Below are 16,900 nucleotides of genomic sequence, written 5' to 3'. Positions count from 1 at the left end.
GATTTTTTTGCCCTTAAAACTAACCGCATCTCCGACAAGGAAGCCAAACTGTAAACAAACTCCCAACCCCAACCTCGCTTTCTACAGAAATCCTTCCCCCGTGTAACTCTACACACTTTTTCACCACAGCCAAACCCAAACCAGTCCCCGGAATATCGCCAACATTTTCCCCCCGATGGAAAGAATCGTAAAGAAATTGCCGGTCTTCCAGCAAAATCCCAATTCCCTGATCCCGAATTTGAAAAATAGCCATTTCCCCCTCGCGTCTTAACGTCAAATAAATCGAACTTCCCTCGCCGGAATATTTAATAGCATTTGACAACAAATTAGTTAAAATAGAACGCAATAATTTTTCATCAACCCAAGCCTCCCCACCACACCACTCAGACACAAAAAAAACTCGCTGATTTACCAGCAAACTCACCTCCACTTGTTCAATTAAAACTAAACAAAATTCAGTTAAATTCAACAATTCTGGATGAAAATCAAGCTTACCGGCCTCTGCACGAGTTAAAGTCAAAATATCTGTTAATAACTGCGTCATCGTTTTAGCAGACATTTCAATGCGATTGAGATTTTTAAAAGTTTTCTCCTCTCCCCATCTTCCCCCCGAACTTTTTAACGATTGAGCAGAAAGTAAAATCGTACTTAAAGGCGTGCGTAACTCGTGAGAAGCCATCGAAAAAAAGCGTAACTTCAATTCACTCATTTCTCGTTCTTTTTCCAAATACAGCCCCACTTCTTCCACCCGTTTGCGTTCAGTAATATCTTGACTTACACCGACGCGGCGGTAAATTTCGCCCGCAGAATTTTTAATAGGAAAACTGCGGTCAAGAATCCAACGAATTGAATTATCAGGACGAACAATCCGATACTCAATTTCTATCGATTTCTCCCTATTTTTCAGCATATTTGTCATCACGCTTTCTCTATCTTCTGGATGAACAACGTCTAAAAAAGACAAAACATTTTTATATAAACTTTCACAACTGCGCCCCCATATTTGCTCATAAGCAGAATTAACATATAAAATTTTTGTCAACTTTAGATCGCTCATCCAGAAAACTTCGTGAATATTTTCGGCAATTTGGCGAAACTTTTCCTCACTGACTCGTAAGGCTTCTTGCGCTTTATTTTCTTCGGTAATATCTCTGGCTAAAACCAATGTAGCCGGTCGGCCTTTAAACATCAAATCGTGAGCAATAACCTCAACATCAATCACAGTTTCATCTTGTTTTATATGTTTTCTTATCCCCTGCATAAAAGGAAATAAATAAGGTTTATCCCCAGCCACAATATCGCACAGCCGCAGGGATAAAAATTCTGCTCTCGAATAGCCATAATGTTGAATCGCCGCCTCATTCACGGCCAAAAACTCCAAAGTTTCCTGATCATAAACCCATAGCGGATGAGGGTTTAGTTCAAATAAACTACGGTAACGTTGCTCACTTTCGCTCAAAGTCTCTTCAAATTGCCGGCGTTTTTGAATTTGCTGGTGTAACAACGAATAAACAGCAAAAAGCAAAGAAAAACTCAACCCATGACCCACTACATCAAGCAACATTTTATAGCGAAAAGTTTCTTGAGATTCGGCAATTCTTTTTTGTAAAATCAATTGCTCTTCCCCTTCCATTTCCGCAATCACTCTCCAAATTGCATCATGCTGTCTAATTCCCAGATCCGTTAATTCAATTTGAATTGCTCTATCTTCAGGATTTTTTTTATAAAGCGCGATAGACTGTTTAATTAAATCAACCCGCAGAGCAATTAACGGCTCAATCAAATCAAGCCGGTGTTGCTGGGTTCTACTATTCGCTGTTAATATCCGAACCTCATCAAACTTATCCTTGATCGTTTCAACAGAGGTCTCATAAGTAGATAAATAACTGTCTTTTCCCGTAATAACATAACCACGTCTCGCCCTTTCAGCATCCCGCAAAGTCGTTAAAACTTCTTTAACCTTTTGCAGAACCTCATAACTATATTCAACTTGTTTTTGACGTTCAAAAAGCTGGGTTGTCGTCCAATACCCCCCACCACTCACGCCACAAAGAATCAAAACCGCCCCCCAAAAACCCGCCGCACTAAACTTTAACTCAAACGCCCATTTCATCACAGCCAAATTCTCCCAAAAGCCAAATATTTCCCAATCGTTCAATACCCGCAACCGGCTCGTATAAGCGTGGTGAAGTTTCACTAAATCAGGTATATTGCAATAAACCTCCGACTAACAAAACATCTTCCCCATCAAACCGGCCTTTTATATCCCAACAAGGTGTACCCAAAAATGCGGATTTTGCTTGTAGAAGACGATATCCGACTAGCAGAAGCCCTCTGTGAAGCCCTCAGCGACCAACTTTACGTCGTCGATCACCTCAAAGACGGCGAAAGCGCATGGAATCAAATCCAAAAAAACACCTACGACCTAATCTTGCTAGACATCAATCTGCCTAAACTCGACGGACTAAGCCTATGCAAAAAAATCCGCACACACGGACACACCTTACCCATCCTTATGCTAACAGCGCGAGACACCAGCAACGATAAAGTCAACGCCCTTGATGCCGGTGCGGATGATTACGTTGTTAAACCCTTTGACTTGCAAGAACTCCTCGCCCGTATTCGCGCCCTCTTGCGGCGTGGTAATACCTCCACCCCCCCCATACTTACTTGGGGAAACCTATCACTCGACCCCAGCACCTACGAAGTCTCCTATACCAACCAACCCCTACACCTCACGCCTAAAGAATTTAGCCTCCTCGAACTACTCTTGCGAAATGGACGCCGCGTACTTAGCCGGTCAGTTATCCTAGACCGGCTATGGTCATCAGAAAACCCCCCAGAAGAAGAAACAGTCAAAGCCCATATCAAAAGTCTGCGAATGAAACTAAAAGCCGCCAACGCCCCCGAAAACCTCATAGAAACAGTACACGGTCTGGGATATCGCCTTAGCCAACTCAGCTAAACTGTTACGTTCCCCAATTCTTCCCGAAAACTTCCCGAATTATTTTTTTTTCCTTCCTTGAAAGTTTTATAGCAGTTGTTGTAGTCTCAAAGACGAAAGCAAAAAGTAACACACTTGCTTTTTTCTTTTCTGCTTGATTTACATATTTTTGCGGGGGCGATGTCAATCCCACTGAGCGCCATCCTCCCCCTAAAGTTTTTTTTAGTCTATACAAACCATCTTCCTAAAGCCTATTCCCCTAGATAGATTCACACCCAAAACCACCGCACTCACCACCATTAATCAAAACCTAAAATCTAAAATGGTAGAATAGCCCGTCTGGCAACCCAACCGGCCCAGCCCAGGCAAAAAACCGCAAACATAACCAAAAAATATAACCGCAAACCTCCAAGGAGTGGAAAACGTGACCCTGACAACTGAAGCCCAAGAAAAAACCTTAAACCAAATACCTGAAGAAATTTTTACACAACTATTGCTCAGCCGAAACAACCTCAGCGGCATCGAATTAATAAAAGTAAACTTAAGCGAAGCAAACTTAGTAGGAGCAGAATTATCTAGTGCAAACCTCAGCGGAAGCAAACTCAAAGGAGCTAACCTAAGCTACGCCAAACTTTTACAAGTTAACTTACAAAATGCAGACTGCGCCGAAGCCAGTTTATTTGAAGCCAATCTCAGTAATGCTCAACTCGCTAAAATTAACCTTTGCGGAGCCTTCCTCTGGAGAGCTAAACTAACCAGAACCAATCTTTTAGCAGCCTCTCTCTGTGAAACTGACCTAAGCGAAGCTGATCTAAGTTTTGCTCAACTCACAGAAGCCTCTCTGATAGGAGCTTATTTAGTAAAAACTAACCTCTCTGAGGCCAAACTCTGCGGAGCTAAACTACAAGAAGCTAACCTCACCCGCGCAAACCTCTGTAATGCAGACCTCCGCTGGGCCAACTTAACGGGAGCCGACTTAACCGAAGCCAACCTCGAAGGTGCAAACCTCTACGGCGCAAATCTTACGGATGCCAAACTCTTCAATACCATCATGCCTAACGGGGCTATTTTACCAAACAATTTGGCGGTTGCTTAAGGGTGCCTGGAAGATACCAAAACACCTTTTAGGGTGGGCTATGGGCACTCTTTTTTAAACCGCAGATAAACGCAGATGAAAAACCCGGTTTCTTGAAGAAGCCGGGTTTTTAAAAACTTATATTTTGGGGAGATTACAAGGTTTTTATTCTTGTTTTAATAAGATTAACTGCCGGTTTTGTAGACTTCTTACTTCGTTTAACTCTACAGTAACTTGCTTCAAAATTTCCTCAACAGTTTTATTACTATCACAAGCTTGCATAAAGGCAAATTCGCCATCTGATAATTCAACAACTTGATAGTTGTAATCAAACACTTGTTGAGAAGGCCAACCCTGAAGACAAGGTGAAACCACCGGCCTAGCTTTCATAAGCTTTTCATCTTCATCCCAATTAATTTTAGCCACCGGCGCCCGACCCAAGAAAAACTCATAATGCGTAATATTCTCTGGATCTAACAACTCAACCAGCCGGTAATATTCCTTTTTATTTAAACTTTTTGCCCGTTCAATTAAGGCCGGTTCACTACCTAAAAGCCGGTTTAAATTCCAATATTCAGGATTAGAAAAACCAATAAACTCTAACCCAGAAGCATCGATTAACTCAAATAAAGTCTCAACATTGTAATCAATTTCTTGGGGATGAACATACATATCCGCAAAATTGGCATCCCGCATATTTTCCATTGACCACCGTTCTTTTTCGCGCTTGACAAGACGGTTGTTTTGTGGTAAAGAAGCAAAAATTTGTCTGCCAACCTTAACGCCATCTTGATAATCGCCGCGCTTGTCGGCTTGGAGCAAAGAAATTGCCTTTTGCATAAGCTGAATTTCCCACCGGCCCAACTCAGCATAGACAAAAATGTGCATCAACCCCCCCGGAGCAAGCTTAGAAGCCAAAGCCTTAATTCCCCGTATCGGCTCAGGTAAATGATGCAGCACTCCCACACAATTAATTAAATCAAACTCCCCCTCAAGCTGGGCACAATCATACAAACTCAAGTGCTGGAACTGGACACGATCTGCACCCGATCTGCGGCAGCGTTCCTTTGCCACCTCCAGCGCCCCGCCGCTCAAATCAATACCAGTCACAGAAGCTTCGGGGTTAAGATGAACCAGATACTCAGTACCTACACCTGTACCACAACCGGCATCAAGAATACGAGGCTTTAAAGTTTCGGGATAGGAGCCGGTGCAAAAAGCATAAGCAGCAGGCCAACTCCAACGCCAGTTATAACCCGGTGGAGCTTCATCAAGCAGAGGTTCAGGGGGAAAAGGGTAAGTATCATAAAGCCGACTCACCGCCGCGCTAATTTCTTGAGAATTCGTCATAGAGGCGATTAGAGATAGAGGAATCTGGAGAGGGAGAGAGTGCGCTAAACAGTTTACCCGATCTGCGATCTGTATTTATCAATAGTTGAATAGCTCAGCCTTCCCCCGATGGGGAAATGTTACAAAACTTATCTTTTTTCTCAGCAAACCAGCCTTAATACTTTATGATCGCCCACAGACTAAACAAAATTTGTCCGACACAAAATTTAACAAACGGGGGGAGAGAGGCCGAAACGTTTTAATCTAAAAAAACTGGAATCAGAGCCAACACCTGGCTGAGAGATCCATAAAAAAGAAGGCTCTTGAGAGGCCAAACGTACTCGCAAACCTTCAATCACATCCGATAGACCGCAGTAATACATACAAATTGGAGCTTTTGACATCGCATGAGTGTAAAAGCAAGTGGTGGAAGCTTAGTAGCACGTCCGCAACTATATCAAACCGTACCAGTCGCAACCATATCGAGCGCCGAACAGCAAGACCGTTTTTTGCAAAGAGGCGAACTCAGCGAACTGGAAACCTACTTTAAATCTGGAGCCAAGCGCCTTGAAATTGCGGAAATTCTGACAAAAAACTCAGAGTTAATCGTCTCAAGAGCAGCAAACCGGATTTTCACCGGCGGTTCGCCGATGGCCTACTTTGAAAAACCCGCAGAGCCCGTGAAAACGGCAGCGGCGCCAGTAATGAATACCAAAGAAGGCATGAAACTGGGAACCGTCACCTATGTGGATGCCAAAGGCGGCGGATTTTTCGAGGGATTAAAAGGACTGTTTACCCTGTCTCCGGGTGGTGGCCCCTTGCCTCCTGGGTTCCAACCGATTAACATTGCTCGCTATGGCCCAAGCAACATGAGCAAATCCCTACGGGATTTAAGCTGGTTCTTGCGCTATCTAACCTATGCTATTGTGGCCGGTGATCCAAACATCATCGCCGTCAACACTCGCGGGTTACGGGAAATTATCGAAAACGCCTGCTCGACACCGGCAACGCTTGTGGCGCTGCAAGAAATGCGGGCCGCGTCCTTGGGGTATTTTAGACAAGACGAAGATGCTAAAAATATCGTAGGTCAGTATTTTGAAGTGCTGATCAGCGAATTTAAGGCTCCCACACCTTCTAACAAAGTCCGTCAGCGTGAGAGCAACGACCAACAAGGTTTAGAACTGCCGCAAATTTATTCCAATGCAGCCGAACGCCGGCCTAAATTTGCGATGAAGCCTGGTTTGTCGTCTTCTGAGAAAAATGATGCCGTCAAGGCTGCCTACCGGCAAGTGTTTGAGCGCGATATTACCCGCGCCTACGGCTTGGGAATTTCTGATTTAGAATCCAAAGTTAAAAACGGCGAAATCTCCATGAAGGAGTTTATCCGCCGGCTTGCCAAGTCTCCTTTGTATCGCAGTCAATTCTTTACGCCGTTTATCAATAGCCGCGCTTTGGAGTTGGCTTTCCGTCATATCTTAGGCCGTGCGCCGTCTTCGCGTGAAGAAGTGCAAAAATACTTCTCCATCGTGTCTACGGGTGGTTTAGCGGCTTTGATAGATGCGTTGGTAGACTCGCAAGAATACGCGGATTATTTTGGCGAAGAAACTGTGCCTTACTTGCGTGGTTTGGGTCAAGAGGCCCAAGAATGCCGCAACTGGGGGCCACAGTTTGATTTGTTTAACTACAGTGCGCCGTTCCGCAAAATTCCTCAGTTCATTACGCTTTATGCGTCTTATGAGCAGCCGTTGCCTGATCAACACCCCTACGGTAGTGGGAATGATCCGCTGGAAATTCAGTTTGGGGCTATTTTCCCGAAAGAAACTCGGAACCCCAGCAGCGCACCGGCACCGTTTAGTAAGGATACCCGCCGGATTTTAATTCGTCGCGGTGCAGGAATTGAAAACCAACTCAGCAACCCAGCCGCACGGGGCAATAATCCGGGTAGTTTGGGGCCGAAGGTCTTCAAGTTGGATCAAATTCCTAGCGGCACCATGAAGTACGGTAAGCGCGGTGCGACGCCGGTACAGGGTGTGAGCGTTAAGTATTCGGAAAGCTCAACCCAAGCGATAATCAGAGCAGCTTATCTGCAAGTTTTTGGCCGTGATGTATATGAGGGTCAACGCCAAAAGGTTGCGGAAATTAAGCTGGAAAACGGCGAAATTACGATGAAGGAGTTTATTCGGCTTTTGGCGAAGTCGGATATTTTCCGCAAGATGTACTGGACTTCGCTTTATGTTTGTAAGGCGATTGAGTATATCCACCGGCGTTTGTTGGGCCGTCCGACCTATGGACGCCAAGAGATGAATGCTTATTTTGATCTTTGCTCGAAGAAGGGTTTCTACGCTTTGGTGGATGCCATTATTGATAGCAAGGAGTATGAGGAGGCATTTGGTGAGGATACGGTGCCTTATGAGCGTTATTTGACGCCGGCCGGTCAATCGCTGCGGTCGCTGCGTGTTGGTACGATTGCTGATAAGGGTGCGAAGGCTCCTGAAGCGGAAACGACTCCTCGCTTTGTGGAGTTGGGTGCTGTGCCTGAGCGTTCGCCGGCTGAGGTGGATATGCGTTTGGCTCAAGGTGTCCAGAAACGTCGTGAGCAAACGAAGGTGTTTAAGCTGACGAACCGGACACCGGCTGAGGCTCAAACGGTGATTCAGGCTGCTTACCGGCAAATCTTTGAGCGTGATTTGAATCCTTACGTTATTAAGAATGAGTTCACGGCTTTGGAAAGTAAGCTGCGGAACGGGGAAATCACCGTTAAGGAGTTTATTGAGGGGTTGGGTTGTTCCAGCCTGTACGTTAAGGAGTTCTATGCGCCTTATCCGAATACTAAGGTGATTGAACTGGGGACGAAGCATTTCCTCGGACGTGCGCCGCGTGATCAGGCTGAGATTCGGAAGTATAACCAGATTTTGGCTTCGCAGGGTATTCGTGGGTTCATCGGTGCGATGGTGAACAGTATGGAGTATTTGCAGGCGTTTAATGAGGATGTGGTGCCTTACCGCCGCTATCCAACTTTGCCGGCTGCGAATTTCCCGAATACTGAGCGGTTGTATAACCAGTTGACGAAGCAGAATGAGGATTTGGTTGTTCCTTCGTTTGTGCCGGTGAGTTCGGATGCGAATATGACGGCTAAGTTGCCTTTGACTTCTAAGGCGATGGCGTCTATGCCTGGTAAGAGTGATTTGGTGGGTGTTGGCCGGTCGGTTTCTGCTGAGGGTGTGAAGCCTGTGGCGGCGACGAATGCGGCTCGGATCTATCGGATCTCTGAGGGTATGGATGCGAATGAGTGGAGTTTGGCGATTGAGGCTATCTACCGTCAGGTGATGGATGTCTATTCTGCACAGATTCCTGCTGAGTTCCGTTTAGCGGATGCTGAGGCTAGTTTGCGTGCCGGTGAGATTTCGGTGCGTGAGTTTGTGCGTGCTTTAGTGTGCTCTGAGGCATACCGTGAGCGGTTTGTGGTGGCGTTCCCGCAGGCTAAGGCGGCTGAGTTGATGTGCCGTCATGTGCTGGGACGTATGCCGGCGGTTGCTGAGGTTGCTCAATGTGAGAAGCTGATGGCGGAGTGCGGTGTGCCTGCTGCGGTTGCGATGTTGCTTGATGGTGCTGAATATGCTCGCTATTTTGGTGAGAATGTGGTGCCTTACAAGCGCTAATTTTATGTAGTTGTGCTTGAGCAACATTTTTAAGTTTAAAACCCTGGTTTCTTTAGAGAAACTAGGGTTTTTCTTTGGAGGTTTATGGGGTTAATAAATGGTGTGGTAGGTGTCGTTTCCGTCTATGGGTAAGTGTCGGAGGCATTGGTTTTTTAAGTCGGGTTCTAGGGCTAAGTCTTCTAGGGGAAATACACCGAGTAAGGGGTCTTCACCTCCTGGGAGTTCAATACAACTATAAGAGCCTTCTCGTCCTTCTACGTTCAAGGCTGCATTTTTGAAGACGCGGACTGTTCGGTTGCCGGCTGCGGTTTTTACTACTATTTCTCCGACTGGGGTTAAGCCAAGTTGACTGATGATTTCTGCGGGGAGACAAAGGCGGGTGGCGCCGGTGTCTACGAGGACGTTATGCAGGGTGATGGAGCGAATTTGATCGACGGGGATGAATCCTCTTTCTGCAAGGATTTGATCTACTTCGTTTGTGACGGTGATTGTGGTGGTGACTTTTCCCATTTGGGTGTTGGTTGGGGATGGCATGGTAGGGGTTTTTTAGATATTACACTGATTAGTATAGTGTGAGGAAATGGTGCCGGGGATGCCTAGAGGTGGGGGCCGGTTCTAACAGCCTGTATGCCTGTCTTTTCGCTCAGGACAACTACTGTTTCAAGAGGGTGATTTGCTAATTTTTATCATTCAAATAAATAGATATTTTTCTCTGAAGAAAGAATAAATAAGGCTTGATCTTATGGTGGATGTTAGCTAAGCTCTTATATAGAAACAATTATCTTTGGGCAGAGCGGCAATGAGTGTAAATACGATAGAGAACGCAAGGCTATTTAAACCAACCATCTGTAATATCGATGGAGAGCAAAAAAAAGGGAAAGTCCTGGCAGTAGCTACCTGGGTAGACAGGCAACAAGTCTGTTTCCTTGTTGAAGGGCTTTCGATGGGAGAATGGGTGCCGGTTTCAGCACTTGTTGACTCAGAAACAGTAATTCAGCCACAAGTTAAACAAAACGAGCAAAAAATCCATAAAAAAGCCCAACAAGAAGCCCAACAAGAGGCGGAACAAGATGTTAATTATCTCGTGAAGTGGATAACGGATGTTCAGCAAGCCGTAACGAATAAAGCCACAAAAGATATTGAAACAACACTTTACTTTGTGACGGAAAGCCAAAAATTTATCTCGCAAAATATTGAAGCCGGTGGGCAAGCTGTCGGAGAGGCCGGTCAAGAGGCTTTACAGTTCATCTCTTTAGCTTTTAAAGGAACTGAAAAAGCAATTGCAGATTTAGTGCAACCGATCATTATTTTGTGGAACGGAATCTGGGTAGAGCGTATTGTTGAGGGGTTGATAAAAGTTGATGCAGAAAAAGCAAAGAAAAATGTCAACAAAATTAAGGAAGATCACCCAGATCGCTCACCAGCACTTATTGCTCAGATACTCATTAATGAAAAGGCAATTTGGTCAACAGCCACAGGCTTGCTTAATCTGGTGCCAGGCGTAGGATTGTTATTAGACTTTGGTACTACTACCCCCTTACTCATCCAAATGGTTTACGAAATTGCCTATGCCTATGGTGAAGATATCAAAAACCCCGAAAAATCTAGTGAAATTTTAGCAATTTTGGGTTTGACTTTGACGGCTGATACTTTACCAAAATTAGGTCTCGCTTTTTTACTCAAAAACACTCCTACTGCAAGCTGGGCGGTCAGTCCATTTGTGAATGCAATGGCATTCTTAGCGGTTGGTTATGCTGCTTGCGAGTATTATGAAGCTAAAAAAGCAATGCCAAGCGCTGCGAGTTTTGCGGCAGAATATCAAACTCTTGAGGTGAAAGTTCAAGCTTATATTAAGGAACTTATCTCTGAAAAGTCACAGATCCAGAAGGTTATCGATAAAGCTTTGTCTGTAAAAGAGCAACTTCCTGCAACCTAAAGATTGTTTTTCACAATTGATGTGAAGAAAGCCGGTTTCTTATTTGTTTCCCTAAAACATAGACACCGGCTTTCTCATTCAAATTGTTAACCAAATCAAGCATAAATGGGGCCACCGGCCCCAATCAATCTACAAGTTTCCTAGGAATTTTCCTGCAACCACGCAATTAAATCCGAAAGTTGAGAAAAATCCAAAAGCGCCTCTCCTAACTCCTCTAATTTCGGTAAAGATAAGCTTTGAATTTGCTGTCGCAATTGCTCATCTACACCCCCAACACGGCGTACAAGCTGGCGTATAATAAGTGATGCAGCTTCCTCTTGTTTTCCTTGTTGGAGTCCTTGTTGGAGTCCTTGTTGGAGTGCTTCTCGCCGGCCTTCGACTCGGCCTTCCTCAAGAATAGCTTGATAAGTGACAGATTCGCGCATAAGATCGCTCCTCAATAATTGTTGAATTAATCGGTCTTCAAACCGTAAACCCGCCAGAACATAAGCACAAGCACTAATATTCTCGCGTTCCGAAGTTGACTCTATTCTAGCGACTTGCTCCGCCACTTGGGAGAGCAACATTTCCGGCGCATCACTCCGTGTTAAACTCGCAAAGGGAAGTAACCCAGGATTCCCTAAAAAAATAGCCGGATCTTGTTCCCACAAACGAATCACCCGATAGCGATGCGTCGTAGTTCGATCTTGATACATTTCAGTAAAAGCAATCTCAGAATTTGTCGGTTTTAAGAAAATGACAACCTGCTCAACGTCACAATTATATTGACGTTTTAGCCTCACTGAATAATCCAGCATTCGGAAAGGTAGCGGGGGCGTAGAAACCGGCAACGTTTGAAATTCAAGGTGCAGAATTGATGACAAAATTTGCAGAAAAGTCAGAGAATCAGCACGAATTGGTTCTTGGTTTAACTCCGTCTTGATGACCTGGATATCTGTCGTTTCAACGGACAGCAACCAGCGAGCAAAATCCACTGGGTATCTTTCTGCTAAAAACTTACAAGTGTTATCGTAAGCCAAAATTCCTACAAGTTTTATAAACGACTTTTTAATATTACTTCGTAATTTGCTAATTGAAAAGCTTAATGTTATTCTTTGATCAACGAAAAACAGCTTATCTTTTGGCCGGTAGCTGAGAATATATTTTCGCCATATAAGCGATAGAAAATATATCACAAAAATAAAAACTTTACAAGAATTGACGAGAGATTTATTCGGGGTTCTAGTGAGTTAAGTATCAAATCCGTTCAGCTAGTTTTAACGACATACTTAATTTTCATCATAAATATATTTTATGACGAACATATTTATCAGTGAGATTCACTACGACAACACCGGCACCGATGCAAACGAAGGCATAGAAATAACTGGGCCGGCCAACACAAACCTAGCAGGTTGGAGCCTCGTTCTGTACAACGGAAATAACAGAAATTTTTATAACACTCGCATTCTTTCCGGCATAATTCCCAACCAACAAAACAACTTCGGCAGCCTATTTTTTTCTTATCCGACAAACGGCATACAAAACGGCCCTGATGCCATTGCACTTGTAGATAACAACAACAACGTTATTCAATTTCTCAGTTATGAAGGCATATTTACTGCCGCTAACGGGCCGGCCATTGGGTTAACAAGTATCGATATTAGTGTAATTCAAAACGCCGCTCCCCTCGGTCAATCTTTGCAACTAACAGGCACCGGCACCACTTCCGCAAATTTTAGCTGGACATCCGCAACAAACAGCTACGGAACTATTAACACCGGCCAAACTTTTCCCCTTCCCATTTTACCCGGAATTACAATTACCGAAACTGCCGACAGCACAAATGTAAACGAAGAAAATCAAACAACCGATACTTACAACATATCCTTAAATGCAGCCCCTACAGGACAAGTAGAAATAACAATATCAGCAGATAGCCAAACTCAAATTAGTACAGATGGCGTTAACTTTTTAAACTCAATTTCTTTAAATTTCCCCACCACAAACCCTCAAACAATTACTGTTAGAGCAATTAACGATTCAACAGTTGAAAACTCTCCTCACACCGGCATCCTCACTCACAGCATCACCAACAGTGCTGATCCGGCATACTCCAACATCCTTACACCCATCCCCAACCTGCAAGTCAACATAACAGATAATGAAACTCCGAATACTCCCCCAACTGTAAACATCCCCATTTCCGATATCGCCATTGTTGCCGGCACAGCATTTAGTTTTAAATTGCCAGAAAATATCTTTGTTGATGCCGATGGCGAGCCGCTTACCTACAGCGTAACACTTAGTGATGGAACTCTCTTACCTTCTTGGTTAAATTTTGATGCGCTAACGCTTACTTTTGGAGGCACATCACCAGAAAATATTCAAGAAACTTTGAGGTTTTTAGTAACAGCAAAAGATAGTGCCGGTGCGAGTGTTAGCAATTCTTTTAATTTGCTACTAAATTCTCCCACACCCTCGCCAACACCGGCACCCACAGAAACTTCTACGCCAACACCGGCACCAACAGACACTTCTACATCAACACCAACATCGGAAGTTTTTGCTGATCCTGATGTGAGTTGCCTGTGCGATATTTTCCCAACACCAAGCAGCTTTATTACCAACCCAACACAAAACAGTTTAAACGGTAGTTTGTCTGATGATTTTATCACCGGCACCGATAACAGAGAAAGCATTAATTCTAGCCTTGGAAATGACACAATTATCGGCAAAAGTGATAACGACAACCTGGTTGGTGAAGATGACAACGACTTGATTTTTAGCAACACCGGCAACGACTATATCGATGGCGGAAAAGGCAGAGATACAGTATTTGCAGGCAAAGATAACGATGTCATTTTAGGCAGTGAAGGAGACGATATTCTCTTAGGAGAAATTGGCAATGATACGATTATAGGCGGGACAGAAAATGACTTAATTATTGGCAACACCGGCCACGATATTATCGATAGCGGCAAAGGAGAATATCTAATATTTGCCGGTAAAGATGATGATATTGTCAAAGGTTATGCCGGCAATGATACCATACTTGGAAACTTCAACAACGATACAATTTGCGGAGGAAAAGGCAACGATATACTCTTTGGAAATAGCGATTTTCATATACTAGATGGCTGTGAGGGAGACGATACACTTCAATGCGGAAAAGATAACGATATTCTGATTGGCGGAAAAGATAATGATATCCTCGATGGCGACTTCGGCAGTGACACCCTCAGCGGCGGACTAGGAAACGACAACTTTATATTAGAAAAAGCAGCCGAGATGGATATCATCACCGATTTAAAAAAGGGGGAAGACTTGATCATTTTAAGTGCCGGTTTAACCTTCCAAGAATTAATAATTACTGCCGATATTAACTCTAATATTATCAGCACAGGTTCCGAATTACTTGCCACTCTTAACGGCGTTCAACCTTCCCTTATCGATGTGTCTGATTTCCAAATAATTTAGCTGGTAAAACCCGATTTCTATAAGAAACCGGGTTTGTAGCATACCAAATTGCTCTAAAAAACACTCTAAACTCGTGCGTTTACCTTGCTCAAAGCATACCAGGTTTTATTGCCCACAATTCCATCGGCTACCAAACCAGAATTTTTTTGAATTGTGCGAACCGCAGCAACAGTTACTTCCCCAAAAATTCCGTCCATTGCGCCAAAATAAACACCGGCATCTCGTAAAGCACGTTGCAAGGTTTTTACCGCTTCGCCTTGAGAACCTTTTTGTAAAGTCGGCATATTCACAGGGGCGCCGGTGTATAATGCTTTCCAAGTCAACGAACCCACAATACCATCCGATTTGAGAAACATTCGGTATTGAAAAGCTGTAACCGCCTGTTGTACATACTTCGAGAAAGAACCATCAATCGAGAAACCGTTGGGTAGGTAATTCCAGCGAATTAAAAGCTTTTGCAACTCTTTAACATCATTACCTTTAGAACCTAACTGGAGAACCGGCTTATTTAATTGAGCAGCAAATTCTTGAGATTGAATTGATTGGTTGTTGGTGGATTGCATTTTGGTGTTCCTTGAGTTAATAAAGTTGATATTTGAGAGAGTGTTGAATGCCCAACAGGGCATTCATTCCAACCAGAGTAAAATTCGCAATTAACAGCCCACAGGTGCGTAAATTTTGCTCAACGCATACCAGGTTTTATTGCCCACAATTCCGTCAACAACTAAACCGGCATTTTTTTGGAAAGTGCGAACAGCAGCCTCAGTAATCGGGCCAAAATTTCCATCATTTACGCCATAATAAGAATTAGAATCGGCTAAAGCGCGTTGCAAAGTTTTGACTGCTTCCCCTTGAGAACCACGTTGCAACATTGGCATATTCACAGGGGCGCCGGTGTACAATGCTTGCCAGGTATTCTTGCCAACAATGCCATCCATTTTCAAAAATACTCGATATTGAAAAGCTGTAACAGCATCTTGAACAGTGGTAGAGAAATAACCATCAATGGAGAAACCGTAGGGAAGATAATTCCAGTGAATTAAAAGCTTTTGCAACTCTTTAACTTCATTACCTTTAGAACCAAACTGGAGAACAGGCTTATTTAATTGAGTAGCAAATTCTTGAGATTGAATTGATTGGTTGTTGGTGGATTGCATTTTGGTGTTCCTTGAGTTAATAAAGTTGATATTTGAGAGAGTGTTGAATGCCCAAGAGGGCATTCATTCCAACCAGAGTAAAACTCGCAATTAACAGCCCACAGGAGCGTAAATTTTGCTCAACGCATACCAGGTTTTATTGCCCACAATTCCGTCAACAACTAAACCGGCATTTTTTTGGAAAGTGCGAACAGCCGCCTCAGTAATCGGGCCAAAATTTCCATCATTTGCGCCATAATAAGAATTAGAATCGGCTAAAGCGCGTTGCAAAGTTTTGACTGCTTCCCCTTGAGAACCACGTTGCAACATTGGCATATTCACAGGGGCGCCGGTGTACAATGCCTGCCAGGTATTCTTGCCAACAATGCCATCCATTTTCAAAAATACTCGGTATTGAAAAGCTGTAACAGCATCGTGAACAGTGGTAGAGAAATAACCATCAATGGAGAAACCGTTGGGTAGGTAATTCCAGTGAATTAGCAACTTTTGCAACTCTTTAACTTCATTACCTTTAGAACCTAACTGGAGAACCGGCTTATTTAATTGAGTAGCAAATGCTTGAGATTGAATTGATTGGTTGTTGGTGGATTGCATTTTGGTGTTCCTTGAGTTAATAAAGTTGATATTTGAGAGAGTGTTGAATGCCCAACAGGGCATTCATTCCAACCAGAGTAAAACTCGCAATTAACAGCCCACAGGAGCGTAAATTTTGCTCAACGCATACCAGGTTTTATTGCCCACAATTCCGTCAACAACTAAACCGGCATTTTTTTGGAAAGTGCGAACAGCCGCCTCAGTAATCGGCCCAAAATTTCCATCATTTGCGCCATAATAAGAATTAGAATCGGCTAAAGCGCGTTGCAAAGTTTTGACTGCTTCCCCTTGAGAACCACGTTGCAACATTGGCATATTCACAGGGGCGCCGGTGTACAATGCCTGCCAGGTATTCTTGCCAACAATGCCATCCATTTTCAAAAATACTCGGTATTGAAAAGCTGTAACAGCATCTTGAACAGTGGTAGAGAAATAACCATCAATCGAGAAACCGTAGGGAAGATAATTCCAGTGAATTAGCAACTTTTGCAACTCTTTAACTTCATTACCTTTAGAACCTAACTGGAGAACCGGCTTATTTAATTGAGTAGCAAATGCTTGAGATTGAATTGATTGGTTGTTGGTGGATTGCATTTTGGTGTTCCTTGGGTGAACTTGTTTGTCCTTACATTTCTAACGATAAGGGGTGTCACCCCTTACCCCCTTCCCCCGGTATGCTCATCCAAAGGTAGATGCTTCAATCACCCCCCCCTCTCACCCAAAAGGATGAGGCCAACCCTATGGAGG

The 16,900-nt window shown here is 43.8% G+C and carries 13 protein-coding genes; 5 read left to right on the top strand and 8 right to left on the bottom strand.

The features are described from left to right. Positions 1 to 19: 19 nt before the first annotated feature. Positions 20 to 2,197, bottom strand: a complete 2,178-nt coding sequence (locus NG798_RS06685; protein ID WP_261221283.1) for a CHASE3 domain-containing protein — start codon at positions 2,195 to 2,197, stop codon at positions 20 to 22. A 90-nt stretch (positions 2,198 to 2,287) separates the two neighbouring features. On the opposite strand from NG798_RS06685, the gene NG798_RS06680 reads away from it, so the two are divergent. Continuing rightward, complete coding sequence (locus NG798_RS06680) at positions 2,288 to 2,965, top strand: response regulator transcription factor (protein WP_261221282.1); 678 nt, start codon at positions 2,288 to 2,290, stop codon at positions 2,963 to 2,965. 403 nt (positions 2,966 to 3,368) lie between these two features. Continuing rightward, the gene (locus NG798_RS06675; protein ID WP_261221280.1) at positions 3,369 to 4,040 is read left to right on the top strand and encodes a pentapeptide repeat-containing protein; all 672 of its coding nucleotides are present in this window, start codon (positions 3,369 to 3,371) and stop codon (positions 4,038 to 4,040) included. 144 nt (positions 4,041 to 4,184) lie between these two features. Here NG798_RS06675 and NG798_RS06670 read toward each other — a convergent pair whose 3' ends face one another. Next, positions 4,185 to 5,369, bottom strand: coding sequence for a bifunctional 2-polyprenyl-6-hydroxyphenol methylase/3-demethylubiquinol 3-O-methyltransferase UbiG (locus tag NG798_RS06670; RefSeq protein ID WP_261221279.1), 1,185 nt, complete (start codon positions 5,367 to 5,369; stop codon positions 4,185 to 4,187). Between the two features lie 386 nt (positions 5,370 to 5,755). Here NG798_RS06670 and NG798_RS06665 point away from each other — a divergent pair, with 386 nt between their 5' ends. Next, on the top strand, positions 5,756 to 9,007 hold the full coding sequence (locus NG798_RS06665; RefSeq protein ID WP_261221277.1) for a phycobilisome rod-core linker polypeptide: 3,252 nt from the start codon (positions 5,756 to 5,758) through the stop codon (positions 9,005 to 9,007). A gap of 90 nt (positions 9,008 to 9,097) precedes the next feature. On the opposite strand, the gene NG798_RS06660 is transcribed toward NG798_RS06665, so the two are convergent. Next, a complete protein-coding gene (locus tag NG798_RS06660; protein WP_261221276.1) occupies positions 9,098 to 9,541 on the bottom strand; it encodes a retroviral-like aspartic protease family protein in 444 nt (147 codons plus the stop codon). 265 nt (positions 9,542 to 9,806) lie between these two features. Here NG798_RS06660 and NG798_RS06655 point away from each other — a divergent pair, with 265 nt between their 5' ends. Further along, positions 9,807 to 10,943, top strand: coding sequence for an EcsC family protein (locus NG798_RS06655; protein ID WP_261221275.1), 1,137 nt, complete (start codon positions 9,807 to 9,809; stop codon positions 10,941 to 10,943). Positions 10,944 to 11,083: 140 nt separating this feature from the next. Here NG798_RS06655 and NG798_RS06650 read toward each other — a convergent pair whose 3' ends face one another. After that, positions 11,084 to 11,962, bottom strand: coding sequence for an Rpn family recombination-promoting nuclease/putative transposase (locus NG798_RS06650; RefSeq protein ID WP_261221273.1), 879 nt, complete (start codon positions 11,960 to 11,962; stop codon positions 11,084 to 11,086). 274 nt (positions 11,963 to 12,236) lie between these two features. Here NG798_RS06650 and NG798_RS06645 point away from each other — a divergent pair, with 274 nt between their 5' ends. Further along, positions 12,237 to 14,402, top strand: a complete 2,166-nt coding sequence (locus NG798_RS06645; protein ID WP_261221272.1) for a putative Ig domain-containing protein — start codon at positions 12,237 to 12,239, stop codon at positions 14,400 to 14,402. A gap of 65 nt (positions 14,403 to 14,467) precedes the next feature. Here NG798_RS06645 and NG798_RS06640 read toward each other — a convergent pair whose 3' ends face one another. The 4 genes from NG798_RS06640 to NG798_RS06625 all read right to left on the bottom strand — a co-directional run bounded on the left by NG798_RS06640 (position 14,468) and on the right by NG798_RS06625 (position 16,747). Beyond that, entirely contained in the window at positions 14,468 to 14,965 is a 498-nt protein-coding gene (locus NG798_RS06640; protein WP_261221270.1) for a peptidoglycan-binding protein, read from the bottom strand. A gap of 90 nt (positions 14,966 to 15,055) precedes the next feature. Continuing rightward, positions 15,056 to 15,559 carry a peptidoglycan-binding protein gene (locus tag NG798_RS06635; RefSeq protein ID WP_261221269.1) on the bottom strand — a complete coding sequence of 168 codons (504 nt, stop codon included), beginning with the start codon at positions 15,557 to 15,559 and terminating at the stop codon, positions 15,056 to 15,058. Positions 15,560 to 15,649: 90 nt separating this feature from the next. After that, complete coding sequence (locus tag NG798_RS06630) at positions 15,650 to 16,153, bottom strand: peptidoglycan-binding protein (protein ID WP_261221267.1); 504 nt, start codon at positions 16,151 to 16,153, stop codon at positions 15,650 to 15,652. A gap of 90 nt (positions 16,154 to 16,243) precedes the next feature. Beyond that, complete coding sequence (locus NG798_RS06625; protein WP_261221265.1) at positions 16,244 to 16,747, bottom strand: peptidoglycan-binding protein; 504 nt, start codon at positions 16,745 to 16,747, stop codon at positions 16,244 to 16,246. Positions 16,748 to 16,900: the final 153 nt, after the last annotated feature.

Origin of the sequence: Ancylothrix sp. D3o (assembly GCF_025370775.1) — a bacterium.
Classification (GTDB): domain Bacteria; phylum Cyanobacteriota; class Cyanobacteriia; order Cyanobacteriales; family Oscillatoriaceae; genus Ancylothrix.
This window is presented reverse-complemented; position numbering and strand designations above follow the sequence as displayed.

Coding starts and splice junctions, on each gene's coding strand:
- NG798_RS06655 (WP_261221275.1), top strand. CDS start 9,807: ATGAGTGTAAATACGATAGAGAACGCAAGGCTATTTAAACCAACCATC.
- NG798_RS06665 (WP_261221277.1), top strand. CDS start 5,756: ATGAGTGTAAAAGCAAGTGGTGGAAGCTTAGTAGCACGTCCGCAACTA.
- NG798_RS06680 (WP_261221282.1), top strand. CDS start 2,288: ATGCGGATTTTGCTTGTAGAAGACGATATCCGACTAGCAGAAGCCCTC.
- NG798_RS06635 (WP_261221269.1), bottom strand. CDS start 15,559: ATGCAATCCACCAACAACCAATCAATTCAATCTCAAGAATTTGCTACT.
- NG798_RS06670 (WP_261221279.1), bottom strand. CDS start 5,369: ATGACGAATTCTCAAGAAATTAGCGCGGCGGTGAGTCGGCTTTATGAT.
- NG798_RS06640 (WP_261221270.1), bottom strand. CDS start 14,965: ATGCAATCCACCAACAACCAATCAATTCAATCTCAAGAATTTGCTGCT.
- NG798_RS06625 (WP_261221265.1), bottom strand. CDS start 16,747: ATGCAATCCACCAACAACCAATCAATTCAATCTCAAGCATTTGCTACT.
- NG798_RS06645 (WP_261221272.1), top strand. CDS start 12,237: ATGACGAACATATTTATCAGTGAGATTCACTACGACAACACCGGCACC.
- NG798_RS06630 (WP_261221267.1), bottom strand. CDS start 16,153: ATGCAATCCACCAACAACCAATCAATTCAATCTCAAGCATTTGCTACT.
- NG798_RS06660 (WP_261221276.1), bottom strand. CDS start 9,541: ATGCCATCCCCAACCAACACCCAAATGGGAAAAGTCACCACCACAATC.